Raw genomic sequence first — 17,875 nt, forward strand, 5'->3', positions numbered from 1 at the left:
ATGCGCTGCGGCACCGTCACCCGGGCGGCCGCCATGCTCAACATCTCACAGCCCGCCCTCAGCCAGATCCTCCTCCACGCCGAGGACCAACTCGGTTTCAAGCTGTTCGACCGCGTGCGGGGACGATTGGTCCCGACCCAGCAGGCCGAGGAGCTCTATCCCCAGGCGGAGCACATCTTCTCCCAGCTCGGCGCCATGCGCCGACGCACCGCAGACATGAAACACGGACGCACAGGCCTCGTGCAGCTCGCAGCGTCCGCACCCCCCTCCATGTCCATTGTCTCAAGAGCGCTCATTCACTTCCGCGAAGCACATCCCGACATTGTCGTGCGTTCCCTGATCGCGCCCATGCTGAACATCGTCGAGATGCTGCGCAATGGCACGGTGTCCCTCGGCATGGTCATGAACAACCTGCCGTATCACGACCTGAACGTGGAGACGGTCGGCCATGCCGAGCTGGTCTGCGTCCTGCCGGAGGGGCATCGGCTGGCGCAGAAGGATGTGATTGGCTTTTCCGACATTCGCGACGAGACGCTCATCTCCTATCGCGCCGACACCTTGCCCGCGCGGCTGCTCGCGGGGGCCGCCGAAGCGGAGGATGCCGCCTATGCGCCGGCGATCGAGATCGACCTGTCCATCACCGCCTTGCCCTTCGTGCGCGACGGGCTGGGGATTGCCATCGTCGATGGCCTGCTGCCCTGGGAGCAGTTTCCGGGCGTGGTGAAGCGACGCTTCGCCCCGCAGACGCTGGTTCCCATCGCCATTCTCACCAGCAAGGACCGGCCCTTGTCCCCCAGCCATGAGCTGATGCGGGACTATCTGCGCACGGCCTGCCAGGACCTCGACCTGTCCACCGGCCTGGCCGGATGAAGCCCGGCGTCCTGCCTGAAGCGGCCTTCGGCCTCACGCCACCGCCTGCCGCTCGGGCGCGCCAAGCTGGGCGGCTGCCAAATGGCAGGCGGCGCTGCGGCCCCCATCCACGGGCCGCAGCGGCGGGGCCTCCGCGGTGCAGCCCGGCACCGCGCGGACGCAGCGGGGCGCGAAATGGCAGCCGGGTGGCGGGTTGAGGGGCGAGGGGATCTCGCCTTCGATGGGGCGCAGTTCCACCGGCCCCTGGCCCTCGCCCACGATGCGGGGCACGCTGTCCAGCAAGGCGGCCGTGTAGGGATGGGCGGGACGGCGAAACACCGCTTCGGTCTCGCCCTGCTCGACGATGCGGCCCAGATACATCACCGCCACCTGGTCGCTGACATGCTGCACCACGGACAGATCGTGGCTGATGAAGATGCAGGTCAGGTTCAGTTCACGGCGCAGGTCGAGAAAGAGATTGATGACCTGCGCCTGGATGGACACGTCGAGGGAAGCCACCGGCTCGTCGCAGATGAGGAGCTTGGGCTGCATGGCCAGCGCCCGGGCAATGGCGATGCGCTGGCGCTGGCCGCCGGAGAATTGGTGCGGATAGCGCCCTGCCAGGTCTGGATTAAGGCCCACCCGGGCGAACCAGTCGGCCACATATTTGCGCGCGCCGGCGCGGGAGATCAGTCCGTGGGCGATCGGCCCCTCGCCCACCGCATCGCCGACGGGCATGCGCGGATCAAGGGATGCGAACGGATCCTGGAACACGGTCTGGACGTCGGTGGTCACCTTCCGCCCGTTGGCCATGACCGGCAGCCCGTCCAGCAGGACGGTGCCGCTGGTGGGCGCATAGATGCCCGAGATGATGCGGCCCAGCGTGCTCTTGCCGCAGCCGGATTCACCGACCAGGCCGAGCGTCTCCCCCTTGGCGAGGGTGAGGTTCACGTCGCAGACCGCATGCAGCGTCCGCGCCGTGGGGGAGCGGCCGAGAAGACGGGCCAGCCGGTCGGCGGGGGTCGGGCGCATGCCGAAGATCTTCGAGACGGCCTCGGTCTTGAGATAATGCGCGTGATGGCTGGTCATGAGGCCCTGCGCTCGGCGAGAGGTCCGAGGGGATGGCGGCAGCGCCAGGCGCGGTCACCGGTGTGTTCCATGGGAACGGGAGCTTGGCAGGCGGGGCTGGCGTGGTCGCAGCGGGCCAGGAAGGCACAGCCCGGCGGCAGGTCGAGCAGCGAGGGCATGCCGCCGGGGATCTGGCGCAGCCGGCTTCCCGGGCGCGTAGAGGAGGGCAGGGAGTCCAGCAGGCCCCGCGTATAGGGATGGCGGGGATCGTGGAGCACCGAGGCGGTCGGCCCCTGTTCCACCAGCCGTCCCGCATACATCACCAGGATGCGCGAGGCGATGGCCGACACCACGGCAAGGTCATGGCTGATCCAGATGAGGCCGACGCCGAACTCCCGCGCCAACTGCTTCATCTGGGAGACGATCTGGGCCTGGATCGACACGTCCAGCGCGGTGGTCGGCTCGTCCGCGATGATGACCGCTGGCCGGTGCAACAAGGCGATGGCAATCGCCACGCGCTGGCGCATGCCGCCGGAGAACTGATGGGGATAGGCGGACAGACGGTCGCGGGGGGAGGGGATGCCCACCTGCGCCAAGGCCTCCGCACAGCGCGCGCGCCCGGCGCGCCCGGAGAGCTTCTCATGGGCCGCGAGCGCCATTTCCATCTGCGTGCCGATGGTCAGCAGCGGATTGAGGGTGGCGATCGGATCCTGAAAAATCATCGCCATGTCGCGGCCGCGGCGCTGGCGCAGCGCGCGGGCCGGCATCCCGACCAGCTCTTCCCCCTTCAGGCGCACCGATCCGCCGACGATCCGCCCGGGTGCCTCGATGAGGCCGAGAAGCGAGAAGCCGGTGACGCTCTTGCCCGAGCCGGATTCGCCCACAAGGCCGATGATCTCCCCCGCCGCGAGGGAGAAGGAGACGCCGTCCACCGCCTTCACCGTGCCGGCGTGCGTGGCGAAGCTGGTTTGCAGGTCGCGGACTTCCAGCACCGGGTTCATCGCCGCAGCCTCGGGTTCAACTGATCGCGGATCTGATCGCCGACGATATTGATGGTCATGATGAGCAGGATCAGGACGAGGCCGGGATAAAGGGAAATCCAGTAGCGGCCGCTCATCATGTAGGGAAAGCCGTTGGCGATGAGCATGCCGAGGGAGGGCTCCGTCACCGGCAGGCCGAGGCCCAGAAAGGACAAGGTCGCTTCCAGCGAGATGGAGGAGGCCACCTGCACGGTCGCCACCACGATCAGCGGCGGCGCGCAATTGGGGAGCAGGTGCCGGAACATGACCCGCCGCGCCGAAAGCGGCGTGGCGAGCGAGGCCTCGATATAGTCCTTGCGCCGCTCGGCGGTGGCCGCCCCATAGGCGGTGCGGGCGAAATAGGCATATTGGGCGGCCACCAGCGCCGCGATCAGCTGGAGCTTGCCCTGCCCGAGGAGCGCCGAGAGCACCAGCGCCAAGAGCATGGCGGGAAAGGACAGCTGGAGGTCCACCGCCCGCATGATGAGCGTCTCGGTCCAGCCGCCCACGAAGGCGGCCAGCGTGCCGATCACCGCGCCGATGGTCAGGGCCAGCAGCCCCGCCGCCAGCCCGATCTCGATGGAGATGCGCAGGCCGAACAGGATCGCGGAGAGCAGGTCGCGGCCCTGCGGGTCCGTGCCGAGGATATGGGTATAGCCGCCGCTGCCGACGAAGCCCGGCGGGCGGCGAGCGTCCGCCAGCGAAAGCTGGGTCATGTCATAGGGGTCCTGCGGTGCGACGAGCCCGGCGAACAGGGCGAGCAGCGCCAGCAGGAGGGCGATGGCCAGTGCCGCCGTGGCGATGCGGTTGCGCTGGAACTCCAGCCAGAACATCACGAACGGCGACTTGGGTGGCCGCGCCGGCCGGGGCGGCGCAGTGGCTTCGAGAAGGTCGGTCACGCCAGCTGCCTCCCGCTGCGGATTCTGGGATCGATCGCCGCAAAGACGAGATCCACGGTCAGATTGATGGTCACGAACAGGAGCGCGGTGAGCACGAGATAGGCGACGATCACCGGCCGATCGAGCACGGCGATGGAATCGATGATCAGCTTGCCCACCCCCGGCCAGGAGAAGATCGTCTCAGTCACCACCGCGAAGGCGAGGGTTGAGCCAAGCTCCAGCCCGAACACCGTGATGATGGGGATGGAGATCAGCTTCAGCACGTGCCGGCGCAGGATGGTCGCCTCCGAGATGCCGGCGGCGCGCGCGAACTTGACCGTGTCCGACAGCATGGTCTCCCGGGTGCCGGCGCGGGCGAGGCGGATCATCATGGCCATCTTGAACAAGGCGAGGTTGAGCGCCGGCAGGACGAGGTGATCCAGCCCGTCCAGGGTCAGGAAGCTCCACGGCACGCCGAACACGGTGACCGTCTCACCTCGCCCCCCGGGCGGCAGCCAGCCGAGCCAGACCGCGAAGATCAGGATGAGGATCAGCCCCACCCAGAATGAGGGGACGGAAAAGCCCAGAATGGACACGCCCATCACCGCCCGCGCCCCGAAGCTGGCGGGCTTGACGCCGGCATAGACCCCCAGCGACACCCCGACCACGGTGGCGAAAGTGATGGCGATCACCACCAGTTCCGTGGTGGCGGGCAGGCGGCTGCCGATCAGGTCGAGGACCGGGATGTTGTAGACGAAGGATCGCCCGAAATCGCCGTGCAGCAGGTTCCAGACGAAGATGCCGTACTGCTCCCACAGCGGTCGGTCGAGGCCGAGGCGCTGGATCGTCTCCGCCCGGATCGCCTGGGAGGCCTCGGGCGGAAGGACGATGTCCACGGGATTGCCCACGGCGTGGATGCCGATGAAGACGATCACCGACATGACGGCCATTACGGCGAGGGCCTGCATCAGGCGTTGGATGACGAAGCCGAGCATCCGGTAAGGTCTCCTTGACGGCGGGCCGGCGGGCGCGGGCCCGGCCGTCCCGGCTGCCTGGCGGCGGGTTCAGCGCGCCGGGGTGATGGACTGCGCCAGGGTGTTCTGGTCGGTGCGGGGCTTGAAGTTCAGGAGACCGGCCTTGGCCGCCCACACCGATTCCAGCTGAACGATGGGGATCAGCACCTTGGAGGCGGTCGCCTTGGTCACCGCTTCCTCGAAGATCGCCCGGCGCTTGCCCTCGTCCATTTCCATGATGCCCTGCTCGATGAGCGCATCGAGCTTGGGATCGGAATAGCTGATGCGGTTGTAGGCGCCGAGCCCCTTGGCATCGTCCTTGGTGTGGTAGAGCGAGCCGAGCATGTTGGAGGCTTCGCCCGTCAGCGTGCCCCAGCCATTCATCGCGACGCTGTATTCTCCGCGGGCCTGGGCGGGGAAGTAGACGGTCTTGGACACGGCGTTCACATTGGTCTTGATGCCGACCGCGCTGAGCATCTGGCCCAGCCCCTGGCAGATGGCGGCATCGCCGGGCAGGCGGTCCGAGGTGCAGTAGAGATCCATCTGGAAGCCGTTGGGATAGCCGGCTTCGGCGAGCAGCTTGCGGGCTTTGGCCGGATCATAGACGGGATCGGGGACCGCCTTGCTATAGCCGAAGAAACCGGGCGGCAGCACTTCCTTGGCGGGCTTGCCGAGGCCTTCGAGCACGATCTCCACCATGGTCTTGCGATCGATGGCGGCATCGATGGCTTCGCGCACCCGGATGTCGGTCAGCGGGTTCTTGGCCAGGCGTGAGCCGTCCTTGGCGCGGATGCCGGGCATCACGTCCGGCCGCTGGTCGAGCTGGAGGTTCATGACATAGGCGCTCTCGCCGACGAACGTCTTGACCGCGCTGTCCTTGCCCAGCTTGAGATAGTCGATGGACGACACGTCGTTGATCAGGTCCACCTGGCCGGCCTTGAGGGCGGCGAGCCGCGAGGAATCGTTCTGGATTTCCTTGCGCACCACCTTCTTCCAGGCGGCGGGGCCGCCCCAATAGCCATCGAACCGTTCGAGCACCAGGTCGCCCTTGGGCTCCCAGCTGACGAACTTGAAGGGCCCGGTGCCGATGGCCGCCTTGCCGCTGTTGAAGCCCTGCGCTGCCGTTTCCCGGGTCGAATAATCCTTGGCCGCCCGCGAGCTGACGATATAGAGCCGCACGAAGTCATAGGGCAGCACGGGGGCCGGGCCATCGGTGCGGATGTGAACGGTGTAGGGATCGATGATCTGCACATCCTTCACGCGGCGCACGAAGATGGTCATGGAACTCGGCCCGGTCACCACCGGAACCCGCTCCAGGGAGAATTTCACGTCCTGCGCGTCGAAATCCGACCCGTCGTGGAATTTCACGCCCTGCCGCAGCTTGAACTCCCACACATCGTCGGCGATGGGCTTCCAAGAGACGGCAAGGCCCGGCTTGATCTGGAGGTTTTCATCGGCCGCCACCAGCGTGTCGAAGATGTGGTTCACCGCCTCGGCCTGGGTGCCGAGCGATGAATAATGGGGGTCCATGGATTCCGGCCCACCGCGAACCCCGATGGTCAGGGTCTGTGCATGCAACGGGCCACAGACAACGGACACAAGCGCGATAACGCCTGCAATGGCATTGATTTTCATCGTCATCCCTCTCCGTGTGTCTTGGATTATTTTTCATCGGCACGACACTTTGCCGATGTTCTATCCGAACTGACTTTGGCACGCAGCGCTGTCAGGATTCAGGATCCTTCGATTTCATTGCGTGCCCGTGCGCCTGGCGGTGCGCGCCACCCAGGTCCCGGCGGGTGAAGCCCCGCTGGGGCGTGACGCCGCCTCATTTGGCAATGGCCTCCTCGCCCAGGAAGGCGCCGATGGGCGCCGGCCGCACCGGGGCCTGGCTGCGCAGGCGGCCCGCCGCGGCCACCGCCTCCAAGCCGCCCGCGGCGGCCACGATCTCGGCGCCGGCAAGCTGGCAATAGCGCCCCTGGCAGCGCCCCATGCCCACCCGGCCAAGGGACTTGGCCCGGTTTGCCTCCGCCCCGCCATAGGTGACGACCTCGCGCAACTGGGCCGCCGTGATGGATTCACAGCGGCAGACCACCGTCTCGCCGGGCAGGCGGCGCACCATGTCGGCCGGCCAGGGAAAGGCCCGTGCGATACCGGCGGCGAAGCGGCCGAGGGTGGCACGCCGGCGCAGGTCCGCCGTGGTGTCGGGGCTGGGACGGCCGAGGTCCGCGAGGCACGCCGCCGCCGCCAGCCGGCCGGACACCTCCGCCCCATCGGCCCCCAGCAGGCGCAGCCCGTCGCCGGCGAGATAGACGCCGTTTCCGGCGCGTCCCAGGTCATCCGTGCGCGGCAACCATTGCTGCCAGGCCGCGTCATAGGTGAAGGGGCAGCCCGCCAGGTCCGCGAGCTGCGTCTCGGCCCGCAAGTGCCAGCCGAGGCCCACCGCATCGCAGGGGGTCCGCTGCGCGCGACCGCGCCCGTTACGCCAGTGCACGGCGACCGGGCCGGTTGCATCGGTTTCGATCCGCTCCAGGGTGGCCCCTGCCCGGTAAAGCCGGCCGAGGCGCGCTCGCATGGCGACACCCCGCGCGGCGAAGGCGGGGCGGGCCATCAAGCCGGGCAGTCCCGCCGCCTGCTGGGTCAGGGAGGCGGTGTCGAGCACGGCGGCGACGCCGGCACCCATCTTCAGCAATTGGGTGGCCAGCAAGGTGAGCAGCGGCCCCGAACCGGCCAGCACGATCCGCCGTCCCAGCGCCGCCGCCTGCGCCTTCAGGGCGATCTGCATGGCGCCCAGTGTGTAGACGCCCGCGCTCTCCCAGCCCGGCACCGGGGCGACCCGGTCGGTGGCGCCGGTGGCGAGGATGAGCCGGTCATAGGCCACCCAATGGCAGCCGTCCTCTCCGAGCACCTGCAACCGCCCGTCGCCGATGGCGAGCACCGAGCTGCGCGGCAGATGGACCACCTGCCCGTCGCGCACCATGGCATCGAACGTGGCGTGAAGCGCGACGGCCTTTGCGGCTTCCGAGCCATAAAGGCTTTCCGGCGGGCGCACGAAGGTCTCGGGCGGGCGGCGATAGATCTGTCCACCGGCCCGCGCGCCCTCATCGATCACCACCGGGACGAGGCCGGCGGCCGCCAGCGTCTGAGCGGCGCGGATGCCGGCCGGGCCGGCGCCGACCACGGCGATCCTGGGCGTTTGGGCGTGCGTCACAGCCAGTCTCCCGGAGCCTCGGTAAGGAGGTGCATCCCGTCGGACAGGGGCGTGGAGCAGGCCCGCAACCGAGGCCCCTCCGCCTGCCACACCCAGCAGTCCTGGCAGGCGCCCATGAGGCAGAAGCCCGCCCGGCCCTCCGGCCCGAATTCCGCGCGGCGCAGCGCCGGGGCAACGGCGAGAATGGCGCTCAGCACCGTGTCGCCGGACAGCCCCGTCCGGGCGATCCCGTCCAGCGTGAAGCGCACGGGCGCGCGCTCGGTGTCGGCGAGCCGGACCAGCCGGCCGGAGGCGGCAGCGGCGCTCATTCCGCAGCCTCCCGTGCTTCTAGACCGGTGCCGGGCATTTCCGGAAAGCGGGCACGCACCAGCGCCAGCGCCTCTTCCACGCCGCGCCGCCCGGCCCGGCCTTCCATGCGGCGGAAAATCTCGGTCTTGGCGAAGAAGCGCCAGTGAATGGGCAGGCCGGCGAGGATGTCGGTCAAAAGGTCGTAGGCCTCCGGCGTCCACTGGGCCTCATAGCCGTCGCGCTCGGGGCCGAAGTGGAAATGGCCGGTCGGGGCGGGGCGGGCGGCGCGCAGCGCCCGGGTGGCGGCTTCGTCCACCTGCCCGTCGCGGAGGATGACGCCATAGTCCCGTTCCGCCGCTTCCAGCGAGACATAGCCGCGCGCCACATCCTGCGCCACCCGCCAGGGCTCGCGGTCAAGCGGGTTTCCCCGCCCGCCGCCGCCCGCCGAGCGGATCTCCAGCACGTCGCCGGGCTGCAGCACGGCGGTGTCGATATTGCCGAGGCGGCGCTCTCCCGGCGTCTTGGGGTTCACCACCATGTCGGACAGGCCGGCCGCTCGTCCCCCAAGCACACCCCAGGGGCGGAAGAAGCTGCGATCTCGGTTGCGTGCGGTGATGCGGCTGTCGGGCGCGAAGACGCGGAAGGCCATCTCGGTGGCCAGTCCGCCCCGCCAGCGTCCGGCGCCGCCGCTGTCCCGGGCGAGGCCGTATTTGATGAACTCCACCGGCGTCTCGGTCTCGGTGATCTCGATGGGCGTGTTCTTAAGATAGGCGGCGTCGGCCCCCGAGCCGTTGGTGCCGTCCCGATGGGGCATGCCGCCGCCGCCGCCCACCACCGGATTGACCGCCGCGATCACCGTGCGGTGGGTGCGCTCGTCCGTGGTCATGACGTTGACGATGCAGTTGTTGCCCGCCGGCGCGGCGGGCAGGCGGTCGGGCACCACCTGCGAGAAGGCGCCGAAGATGACGGAGCGCAGCCGCGCGCAGGTGAGCGAGCGCATGCCCACCGCCGCCGGGAACACCGGATTGAGCACGGTGCCTTGCGGCGTGATGCAGGTGAAGGGCCGCGTCAGCCCCGTGTTCAGAAGGATCTTCGGGTTCAGGGTGTAGAGGACATAATAGACGCCGACCAGAAGGATGGTGTGGCGCGGGTCCCCGCCCGAGGGCACGTTGAGCGAGGAGGCAAGCTGCGGGTCGGAGCCGGTGAAATCCAGCACCGCCTCGTCGCCCCGGATGGTGAGCGTCAGCTTCAGCCGGCAGGGATTGGCCTCGACCGAATCCTCGTCCGCATAATCCGCGAATTCCCAGGTGCCGTCGGGCATGGCGCGCAGCATCTCGCGGGCCTGTGCCTCGCCGTGGTCCAGCAGCGCCTCGACACCGGCCAGGAACGCCTGCTTGCCGAACTTCTCGGCCATGGCGATGACCTTGCGCTCACCCGTGTTCAGGGCCCCGACCAGCGCCTTGATGTCGCCGATGTTCAGGTCGGGCTTGCGCACATTGGTGGTCATGATGTTCAGGATCTGGGCGTCGAACACGCCTTCCCGCACCAGCTTCATGGGCGAGAAGCGGATGCCTTCCTGGTGGATCTCGGTCAAGGCGCGCGAGAGCGAGGCCGGCACCGCGCCGCCCATGTCGGTGTTGTGGATGTGCCCTCCGGTCCAGGCAATGATCTCGCCTTCGTAGAAGACCGGCTTCCACAGGTGCGTGTCGGGGGCGTGGGTGGCCACGTAGCAGGCATAGGGATCGTTGGTGAAGCCCACGTCGCCGGGCCGGTAGTCCTCGATCATGTCGATGGCCCGGCCATAGGTCAGGCCGGGATACCAGGTGGCGCCGAGATCCATGGGAACGCCGAAGGTCTCGCCCTTCCGGTTCATCAGCATGACCGTGAAGTCCTCCGTCTCCTTGACGAAGGCGGAATGGGCGGTGCGCTGGAGCGTGTGGGCCATGTTCTCCGCGGCGGCGCGGGCATGGTTGGCCAGCACCCGCAGGTTCATTCGATCGAACATGCTTCTCACTCCGCGAAGGTCAGGTGCAGGTTGAAATGGCGGTCGATGCGCGCCTGCGCGCCGGCCGGGATCGCGAAGGTGGTGTCCTCCTGGGCCACCACGGCGGGTCCCTCAAAATGGCCACCCGGGCGCAGGTCCTCGCGCCGATAGAGCCCGACCGGAGCCAGGGCCGAGCCGAGATAGACCGGGGTCTGGCGCTCCGGCGCGACGGCCGCGTCCACCTCGTCTTCCGCCGGAAGGGCAAGGGCTGGTCCCGCGCCGATGGCGGACAGGCGGAGGTTGACGATCTCCATGCGCCCGTGGGGATCATCGAAGTCATAAAGGCGCGCATGGGTGTCGTGGAAGGCCCGGGCCATGGCCGCAAAATCGCTGTTGGCGATCCAGGCCGGCTGAAGCGGCGTCTCGATCTCATAGCTCTGCCCGGCATAGCGCATGTCGGCGAACAGGCGCAGGTCCACCGGGCCGGCATGGCCTTGGGCCTTCAGCCACTCCTGGCCTTCCGCCGCCATGTCCGCGAAGGCGCGGCGCAGCTCCGGCATCAGGTCCCCGGTGAATTCCGCAAAGAGGGTGCGGATGAAATCGCCGCGCAGATCCGCCACCAGCCCGCCGAGCGCCGAGACCACGCCCGGCCGCCGGGGCACCAGCACGCGCTTCATGCGCAGCTCGCGGGCCAGGAACGCGCCCAGCATGGGCCCGCCGCCGCCGAACGGCATCAGCGCATAGTCCTGAAGGTCGACGCCGGCGCGGGACGCCATCTTCTCGACCTCCACGAACATCTCGGAAATGGCGATGTCGAGGATGGCCTGCGCCGTCGCTTCGACCGAACGGCCAAGGCGTTCCGCCAGTTCGCCTACCGCCGCCCGCGCCAGCGATGCGTCCATGCGAAGCTGGCCATAGGCCATCTGGCTGTGGCCCAGCCAGCCGCACACCACCATGGCGTCGGTGACCGTCGCCCGGTCGCCGCCACGGCCATAGCAGGCGGGGCCGGGCGTCGAGCCGGCCGATTCCGGTCCCACCCGCAGCACGCCCTGCGCGTCCACGCTGGCGATGGAGCCACCACCGATGCCGATGGAGCTGACCGAGACGGAGGGGATGTAGAGCGGGAACTCCCCGATCATCTCGCCGGTGCCGAACTGCGCCTCGCCGTCCACGATCAGGGCGAAGTCGGCGGACGTGCCGCCGATGTCCAGGGTCAGGATGCGCCGTTCGCCGGCCTGCCGCGCCAGCCAGGCGGCGCCGATCACGCCGGAGGCGGCGCCGGACAGCAGCATGCTGACGCACGCGCGCTTGCCTTCCGCAGCGTCCATGACCCCGCCATTGGACTTGGTCAGCATGGGCCGGGCCGGCACCCCGCGCGAGGCGAGGCGGGCCTCCAGCGCCGACAGGTAGCCGGCAATGCGGGGATGGACATAGCCGTTGAGGACGGCGGTCATGGTGCGCTCATATTCGCGGATGACCGGCCACACCTCGGCGGAGGTGAAGACGAACAGGTCGGGCGCGAGGCGCACGATCTGCGCCTTGACCTCGGCTTCATGCGCCTCGTTGCGCCAGGCATGGAGGAAGGAGACGACGATGCCGGCCGCCCCCTTGGCGGTCGCCGCCTCGACCGCTGCGGCGACCGCCGCGGGATCGGGTTTCTTCGCCTCGCTGCCGTCCGCCCGCATGCGGGCGGGAATGCCGAACACCATGTCCCGGGCAATCAGCTGATCGGGCCGCGCGCAGAACAGCGAATAGGTCTCCGGCATGCGCAGCCGGGCCAGTTCGATCACGTCCTCGAAGCCGGCATTGGTGAACAGAGCCAAAGGCGCGCCCTTGCGCTGGATGATGGTGTTCATGCCCACCGTGGTGCCGTGCACGAAGCGCGACACGGTCTCGGGCTCCAGGCCCTCGCGCTCCTTCAGCAGCGACAGGCCGGTCAGCAGTTCCGCGCCGGGGTCTCCGGGGGTGGTCAGGACCTTGAGGGAGGCCATGCGGCCCGAGCGGGTTTCGAGCGCGCAGAAATCGATGAAGGTGCCGCCGATGTCGACGCCGATCTTCCAATCGGCCGCGCTGCATTCACCCGTACCCGGCCCGGTCTTGCCGCTCATGTGCTGTCTCTCCGCCTTCTGGCCCAGAGGCTGGCACAGCCCTTCAGCAAAGATCCAAGAGACAAGCGGGGGAAGCATATAAGCCCGGCTTATGCGTCGGGGCCACCGCCCGCCCATAGATCCAACTTATGGCTTGCGCGCCAGAACGTCTTGGACCCGGCCCGGCCCGCCTTACAGCCTGGGGCGAAGGCCGGTGCCGGGCCGGCGGAGGGAGGCGGTGATGGACGTGATCGTGGTCGGCGGGGGCCTGATGGGAACGGCGGCGACCTTCTTCCTCGCCCGCCGGGGGCTGCGGGTGGCCTTGATCGAGCGCAATCGCGTGGGCACCGGCGCCACCGTCGCCTCCTTCGGTAATATCCGCCGCACGGGCCGCTATCTGCCGCAGCTGCCGCTCGCCCACCGCTCCCGCGCCCTGTGGGGCGAGGCCGAAACGCTGCTGGGGCGGGACGTGGAATTCCGCGTCACCGGCCATGTGCGCTTCGTCTTCGAGGAGGAGAGCCTGGAGGACATGCGCACCTTCGTGTCGGCGGCGCGGCCCTGGGGGCTCCATCTGGAAGAACTGGGGGCCAATGAGATCCGGACGCGCTTTCCCGGCCTCGCGCCTGGCGCCATCGCAGCCTCCTATTCGCCGCAGGATGGCTGCGGCAATCCCCGGCTGATCGCGGCGGCTTTTGCGGCGGCGGCCAGCCGCCTCGGCGCGCAGATCATCGAAGCGTGCAGCGTCGGCGCCGTGGAGCGGGCGGGGGCCGACTTCCGCGTGGTGACCTCCCAGGGCATTTTTCAGGCCCCGCGCCTCCTCAATACCGCCGGCGCCTGGGGCGCGCGCATCGCGGCCGGCTTTGGCGAGACGGTGCCGCTGACCCCGCGCGCGCCGCAGATGGGGGTGACCGAGCCCCTCCCGCATCGCATCCTGCCCGTGGTCGGGCTTTGGACCCGCCGTCCGGGCACGGACGCCTATCTGCGCCAGGTGGAGCGCGGCAACATCGTCTTCGGCGGCGCGGTGGAGCGGGGCCATGTGGATCTCGACCCCGGCCACGCCAAGCCGGACCCCACCAAGCTGCCGCGCCAGTTGCAGGCGCTGCAGCGGCTGCTGCCGGCGCTCGCCAAGGTGTCGGTGATCCGCACCTGGTCCGGCTGCGAGGGCTATGTGGCCGACATGCTGCCGGTGATGGGGGCCTCGGCGACGACGCCGGGCCTCTATCATGCCTTTGGCTTTTCCGGCCATGGCTTCCAGCTCGGCCCCGGTGTCGGCGACGTCATGGCGGAGCTGATCGCCACCGGGCGGACCGAAACCCCGATCCATGATTTCCGCATCGGCCGCTTCCCCGCGGCTGCGGCGTGACGCGCGCGCCCGGCCGGAGCGTCCGCCCTTGCCTGGGCGCGTCCCGAGGCCGGCACTCGCCGTCCTGCTTTGTGAATTGCGTTCAAGGAGATGACACCCATGACCATCAAGGGCCTGCGTGACCCCGCGCTTGTGCAGGAGGCCTGCCTCATCGGCGGCCGGTGGAGCGCCGCCGCGAGCGGTCGCACGCTGGATGTGATCGATCCCGCCACGCAGGCGGTGCTGGGAACGGTGCCCGATGCCGGCCGCGCGGAAACCCGCGCCGCTATTGAGGCCGCCTCCGATGCCTTCGGACCGTGGCGGGCTCGCACGGCGGCCGAGCGGGCTGCGCTCCTGGACGCCTGGCACGGCCTGATGCTGGAGCATCTGGAGGATCTCGCGCTGATCCTGACCCATGAGCAGGGCAAGCCCCTGTCGGAGGCGCGCGGCGAGATCCGCTATGGCGCCTCCTTCGTGAAATGGTTCGCGGAAGAAGCGCGACGCGTCTATGGGGCGACCATCCCCGCACCGACGGCAGACCGGCGCATCCTGGTGCTGAAGCAGCCTGTCGGCGTGTGCGGCATCGTCACGCCCTGGAATTTTCCCAACGCCATGATTACCCGCAAAGTTGCTCCGGCCCTGGCCGCCGGCTGCACGGTGGTCATCAAGCCCTCGGAACTCACTCCCCTCTCGGCCCTGGCGCTCGGCGTGCTGGCCGAGCGGGCGGGGATTCCGGCCGGCGTCATCAACATCGTCACTGGCCTGCCGGCCGACATCGGCGCCGAGCTCACCGGCAATCTGACGGTGCGCAAGATCTCCTTCACGGGGTCGACCCGCGTCGGTGCCCTGCTCATGCGGCAGGCGGCCGACAGCATCAAGCGGCTGAGCCTGGAGCTGGGCGGCAACGCGCCCTTCATCGTCTTCGACGACGCCGACCTCGATCTGGCGGTGGAGGGGGTGATGGCCTCCAAATTCCGCAATGGCGGGCAGACCTGCGTGTGCGCCAACCGCATTCTCGTGCAGGACGGCATCTACGACCGCTTCGCGCAGGCGCTCTCCTCGCGCGTCGCCGCGCTGAAGGTCGGCCCGGGGACGCAGGCGCAGACCGACATCGGCCCGATGATCAACACCGCCGCGCTGGAAAAGATCGAGCGCCACGTGGACGACGCCCTCTCCAAGGGCGCCCGGTGCCTGGCACAAGCGCCGGGCGTGCCGCACGGCGGGCACTATGCGACCCCGACCGTGCTCGGCGATGCCGCCACCCACATGCTGCTGGCGAACGAGGAGACGTTCGGCCCGGTCGCGCCTCTGTTCCGCTTCGGTGGCGAGGACGAGGCCCTCAGTATCGCCAATGGCACGCCCTTCGGGCTCGCCGCCTATTTTTTCACGCAGGACCTGCGCCGCTCATGGCGCGTGGGCGAGGCGCTGGAATTCGGCATGGTGGGCCTCAACACCGGTGCCATCTCCATGGAAGTCGCGCCCTTCGGCGGGGTCAAGCAATCGGGCCTGGGCCGCGAGGGCTCCCACCTCGGCATGGAGGAATATCTGGAAGTGAAGGCCTTCCACATGGGCGGCCTCGCCTGAGGCGCCGGCCGCGGGTGGAAGGTTACGACGGCCCACACGCGGGAGGCGGTCGACAAACGGCCGCCACAGGCGCACATGCGTGGGGATGAAGCGGGCCCCAGATGAGAAGGTCCGCCAGGGCTGCCCCGGTTCCGCGCCGCACAGCCTGCGTCAAGAAGGGCCGTTGCGGCGTGAGCACCACCTTGTCTCCCCAGCAGAACCTGTCCGCCGCGCTGCGTCTGGAGCGCGCCAACGTTCTGCGCCTCGCCATCGCCCAGGCGCTGGCGGGCATGAATGCCACCGTGGTGTTTGCCACCGGTGCCATCGTCGGCCACATGCTGGCGCCCAGCAAGGCGCTGGCGACCTTGCCCATCTCCATCTTCGTGGTGGGCATGGCGGTCTGCACCTTGCCGGCGGGCGCCATCGCGCAGCGCCGGGGCCGCCGGGCCGTCTTCATGCTGGGCACGGGCTGCGGCGGGGTGGCCGGGCTTCTGGCCTCCCTGGCCATGGTCCAGGGGGCATTCTGGCTGTTCTGCGTGTCGACCTTCCTGGCCGGGGTCTATGCCGCCGTCGTTCTGAGCTTCCGGTTTGCCGCCACCGACTGCGCCGCCCCCGAGCGCCGGCCGCGAGCCCTGTCGGCCGTCATGGCGGGCGGTGTGTTCGCGGGCATTCTCGGGCCGCAGCTTGTCACCTATACGATGAACCTCTCCCCGCCCTATCTGTTCGCGGCCACCTATCTGGGGCAGGCGGTGGCGGCGGGCCTTTCCGCTCTGGTGCTCATCGGGGTCAAGCTCCCCATGCCCGGCATCGCCGACCGGAAGGGCGGGCGGCCTTTGGGCGTCATCATCCAACAGCCGCGCTTCATCCTGGCCGTCACCTGCGGCGTGGTCTCCTATCTTCTCATGAACTTCCTCATGACCGCCGCGCCCCTGGCCATGCGGCTGTGCGGCCATTCGCAGGAAGCGGCGAACCTCGGCCTGCAATGGCACGTCATCGCCATGTACGGCCCGAGCTTCTGGACCGGCCGCCTCATCAGCCGCTTCGGCGCGTCCCGCGTGGTTGCGACGGGGCTCGCGCTCATCGGCCTTGCGGCGGTCGCCGGGCTGTTCGGCATCGAGGTCGGGCATTTCTGGGCCATGCTCATCCTGCTCGGCGTCGGTTGGAACTTCGGCTTCGTGGGGGCATCGGCCATGGTGCTCGACTGCCATCGACCCGAGGAGAAGGCCCGCGTGCAGTCCTTCAACGATTTCGCCGTGTTCGGCACCATGGCGGTCGGCTCGTTCCTGTCGGGTGGATTGTTGTCGGCCTTCGGCTGGAACACGCTGCTGGCGCTCTCCCTTGTCCCTCTGGTCATGGCCATGGCCGCCTTGATGGTCGGTCGGCGCACCCTGGCATCGCGCGCCTAGGACGGAATGAGGCCAAGCCATCGGCGGCCGTCTTGGCCGGCGCCCCCTTCGGTTGCTTCGGGTTTGCGGGTCTGAAATGATTAAGGCCGGCAGAGCTTTGGCTGGAAAAATGGCACGTTACGGCGTTCGTGGTCTCACGGTTATCGCGGGTTTCGGCGCGCTGCTGGCCTCCTCGAGCCTGTTGGCCCTCGCCCAGACCGACGCCTCGCCCCCGCGCACGGACATCGTGCTGTGGGATGTGCCGGCCATCGACGCCTTGCCGGACGACGAGACGGGCCGCCTTGCCCGCTATGGCCGTTCCCTCATCGAGGCGACCTATGCCCACATCGGTCCCGCCGCCCCGGCGCCCGAGGACCGCTATGCCGGCAACAATCTGGCCTGCGCCAATTGCCATCTGCGCGGTGGCCTGAAGAAGTTCGGCCTGCCCTTGGTCACAGCGTCCGCCGACTATCCCGCCTATAGCGCCCGCACCGACGCCGCCATCTCCATCTTCGACCGCGTCAACCAATGCCTGAAGCGGAGCATGAACGGGCGGCCGATGCCGGGGAGCGCGCGGCCGATGCAGGCGATCCTCACGTATCTGCGCGTTCTGTCGACCAATATTCCGGCGGGCGGAACCATCATCGGCGCCGCTGCGGGCACCATGGTCGAGCTGGATCGGCCGGCGGACCCGGCGCGGGGCGCGGGAATCTATGCCCGCCAGTGCGCGCAATGCCATCGCCGCGACGGCCTCGGCGTCCGGCGCAACGCGGTCTTGCCGGAGATGGGCTATGCCGTCCCGCCCCTGTGGGGACCGGACAGCTTCAATGATGGCGCGGGCGCCGCCCGGCTCATCACCCTCGCCAATTTCGTCCATGACAACATGCCGAACGGCACCTCCTGGGTCGCCCCCACCCTCGCCCCGGACGAGGCCTGGGATGTGGCCGCGTTCGTGATTTCCCAACCCCGGCCCCGGCTGGCGGGCCTTGAGCGCGACTTCCCCGACCTGCTGCTGAAGCCGGTGGACGCGGCCTATCCGCCCTTTGCGGACAGCTTCCCTGCGGAGCAGCACCGCTACGGCCCCTTCGCGCCCATCCGGGCCGAACGCGCCAGGCTGAAGGAACAGCGCGGGGACATCCCCAACCCCAACGCCCGCTGACCCCCGCCGCCCGCCCCGGTCGCGGGCAG

General features: G+C 69.1%; 14 protein-coding genes. 5 read left to right on the forward strand and 9 right to left on the reverse strand.

What is annotated here, in order from left to right; all coding sequences use genetic code 11:
* On the forward strand, positions 1-870 hold an 870-nt coding region (locus ACT54L_RS24520), incomplete at its 5' end, for a LysR family transcriptional regulator (protein ID WP_476088288.1).
* Between the two features lie 33 nt (positions 871-903).
* Here the strand turns inward: ACT54L_RS24520 and ACT54L_RS24525 are convergent.
* From ACT54L_RS24525 to ACT54L_RS24565, 9 genes are all read right to left on the reverse strand, one after another.
* Positions 904-1,938 (reverse strand): ABC transporter ATP-binding protein, encoded by a 1,035-nt coding sequence (locus ACT54L_RS24525; protein WP_476088289.1) that lies wholly within the window; start codon positions 1,936-1,938, stop codon positions 904-906.
* The gene (locus ACT54L_RS24530) at positions 1,935-2,918 is read right to left on the reverse strand and encodes an ABC transporter ATP-binding protein (protein ID WP_476088290.1); all 984 of its coding nucleotides are present in this window, start codon (positions 2,916-2,918) and stop codon (positions 1,935-1,937) included. The genes ACT54L_RS24525 and ACT54L_RS24530 overlap by 4 nt, the downstream gene beginning before the upstream one ends.
* Positions 2,915-3,835 carry an ABC transporter permease gene (locus tag ACT54L_RS24535; protein WP_476088291.1) on the reverse strand — a complete coding sequence of 307 codons (921 nt, stop codon included), beginning with the start codon at positions 3,833-3,835 and terminating at the stop codon, positions 2,915-2,917. Before ACT54L_RS24535 ends, ACT54L_RS24530 begins: the two co-directional genes overlap by 4 nt.
* The gene (locus ACT54L_RS24540) at positions 3,832-4,809 is read right to left on the reverse strand and encodes an ABC transporter permease (RefSeq protein WP_476088292.1); all 978 of its coding nucleotides are present in this window, start codon (positions 4,807-4,809) and stop codon (positions 3,832-3,834) included. Before ACT54L_RS24540 ends, ACT54L_RS24535 begins: the two co-directional genes overlap by 4 nt.
* A 69-nt stretch (positions 4,810-4,878) precedes the next feature.
* Complete coding sequence (locus tag ACT54L_RS24545) at positions 4,879-6,357, reverse strand: ABC transporter substrate-binding protein (protein WP_476088293.1); 1,479 nt, start codon at positions 6,355-6,357, stop codon at positions 4,879-4,881.
* A 298-nt stretch (positions 6,358-6,655) separates the two neighbouring features.
* Entirely contained in the window at positions 6,656-8,038 is a 1,383-nt protein-coding gene (locus ACT54L_RS24550) for an FAD/NAD(P)-dependent oxidoreductase (protein ID WP_476088294.1), read from the reverse strand.
* Positions 8,035-8,346 (reverse strand): (2Fe-2S)-binding protein, encoded by a 312-nt coding sequence (locus tag ACT54L_RS24555; RefSeq protein ID WP_476088295.1) that lies wholly within the window; start codon positions 8,344-8,346, stop codon positions 8,035-8,037. The genes ACT54L_RS24550 and ACT54L_RS24555 overlap by 4 nt, the downstream gene beginning before the upstream one ends.
* A complete protein-coding gene (locus ACT54L_RS24560; protein ID WP_476088296.1) occupies positions 8,343-10,331 on the reverse strand; it encodes a hydantoinase B/oxoprolinase family protein in 1,989 nt (662 codons plus the stop codon). The genes ACT54L_RS24555 and ACT54L_RS24560 overlap by 4 nt, the downstream gene beginning before the upstream one ends.
* Before the next feature lie 5 nt (positions 10,332-10,336).
* Complete coding sequence (locus tag ACT54L_RS24565) at positions 10,337-12,418, reverse strand: hydantoinase/oxoprolinase family protein (protein WP_476088297.1); 2,082 nt, start codon at positions 12,416-12,418, stop codon at positions 10,337-10,339.
* Positions 12,419-12,638: 220 nt separating this feature from the next.
* Here ACT54L_RS24565 and ACT54L_RS24570 point away from each other — a divergent pair, with 220 nt between their 5' ends.
* From ACT54L_RS24570 to ACT54L_RS24585, 4 genes are all read left to right on the forward strand, one after another.
* Positions 12,639-13,760 carry an NAD(P)/FAD-dependent oxidoreductase gene (locus ACT54L_RS24570; protein ID WP_476088298.1) on the forward strand — a complete coding sequence of 374 codons (1,122 nt, stop codon included), beginning with the start codon at positions 12,639-12,641 and terminating at the stop codon, positions 13,758-13,760.
* A 105-nt stretch (positions 13,761-13,865) separates the two neighbouring features.
* Complete coding sequence (locus ACT54L_RS24575; RefSeq protein ID WP_476088314.1) at positions 13,866-15,323, forward strand: NAD-dependent succinate-semialdehyde dehydrogenase; 1,458 nt, start codon at positions 13,866-13,868, stop codon at positions 15,321-15,323.
* A gap of 170 nt (positions 15,324-15,493) precedes the next feature.
* Positions 15,494-16,708, forward strand: coding sequence for an MFS transporter (locus ACT54L_RS24580; protein ID WP_476088299.1), 1,215 nt, complete (start codon positions 15,494-15,496; stop codon positions 16,706-16,708).
* Positions 16,709-16,817: 109 nt separating this feature from the next.
* Positions 16,818-17,846 (forward strand): c-type cytochrome, encoded by a 1,029-nt coding sequence (locus ACT54L_RS24585; RefSeq protein ID WP_476088300.1) that lies wholly within the window; start codon positions 16,818-16,820, stop codon positions 17,844-17,846.
* The last annotated feature ends 29 nt before the right edge of the window (positions 17,847-17,875 follow it).

The sequence above is a fragment of the Aquabacter sp. DMC10 genome (assembly GCF_056314145.1).

Bases quoted from the DNA above. Each gene is read 5' to 3' on its own strand.
- ACT54L_RS24585 (WP_476088300.1), top strand. From the start codon at position 16,818: ATGGCACGTTACGGCGTTCGTGGTCTCACGGTTATCGCGGGTTTCGGC.
- ACT54L_RS24545 (WP_476088293.1), bottom strand. From the start codon at position 6,357: ATGGACCCCCATTATTCATCGCTCGGCACCCAGGCCGAGGCGGTGAAC.
- ACT54L_RS24565 (WP_476088297.1), bottom strand. From the start codon at position 12,418: ATGAGCGGCAAGACCGGGCCGGGTACGGGTGAATGCAGCGCGGCCGAT.
- ACT54L_RS24555 (WP_476088295.1), bottom strand. From the start codon at position 8,346: ATGAGCGCCGCTGCCGCCTCCGGCCGGCTGGTCCGGCTCGCCGACACC.
- ACT54L_RS24560 (WP_476088296.1), bottom strand. From the start codon at position 10,331: ATGTTCGATCGAATGAACCTGCGGGTGCTGGCCAACCATGCCCGCGCC.
- ACT54L_RS24525 (WP_476088289.1), bottom strand. From the start codon at position 1,938: ATGACCAGCCATCACGCGCATTATCTCAAGACCGAGGCCGTCTCGAAG.
- ACT54L_RS24570 (WP_476088298.1), top strand. From the start codon at position 12,639: ATGGACGTGATCGTGGTCGGCGGGGGCCTGATGGGAACGGCGGCGACC.
- ACT54L_RS24530 (WP_476088290.1), bottom strand. From the start codon at position 2,918: ATGAACCCGGTGCTGGAAGTCCGCGACCTGCAAACCAGCTTCGCCACG.
- ACT54L_RS24540 (WP_476088292.1), bottom strand. From the start codon at position 4,809: ATGCTCGGCTTCGTCATCCAACGCCTGATGCAGGCCCTCGCCGTAATG.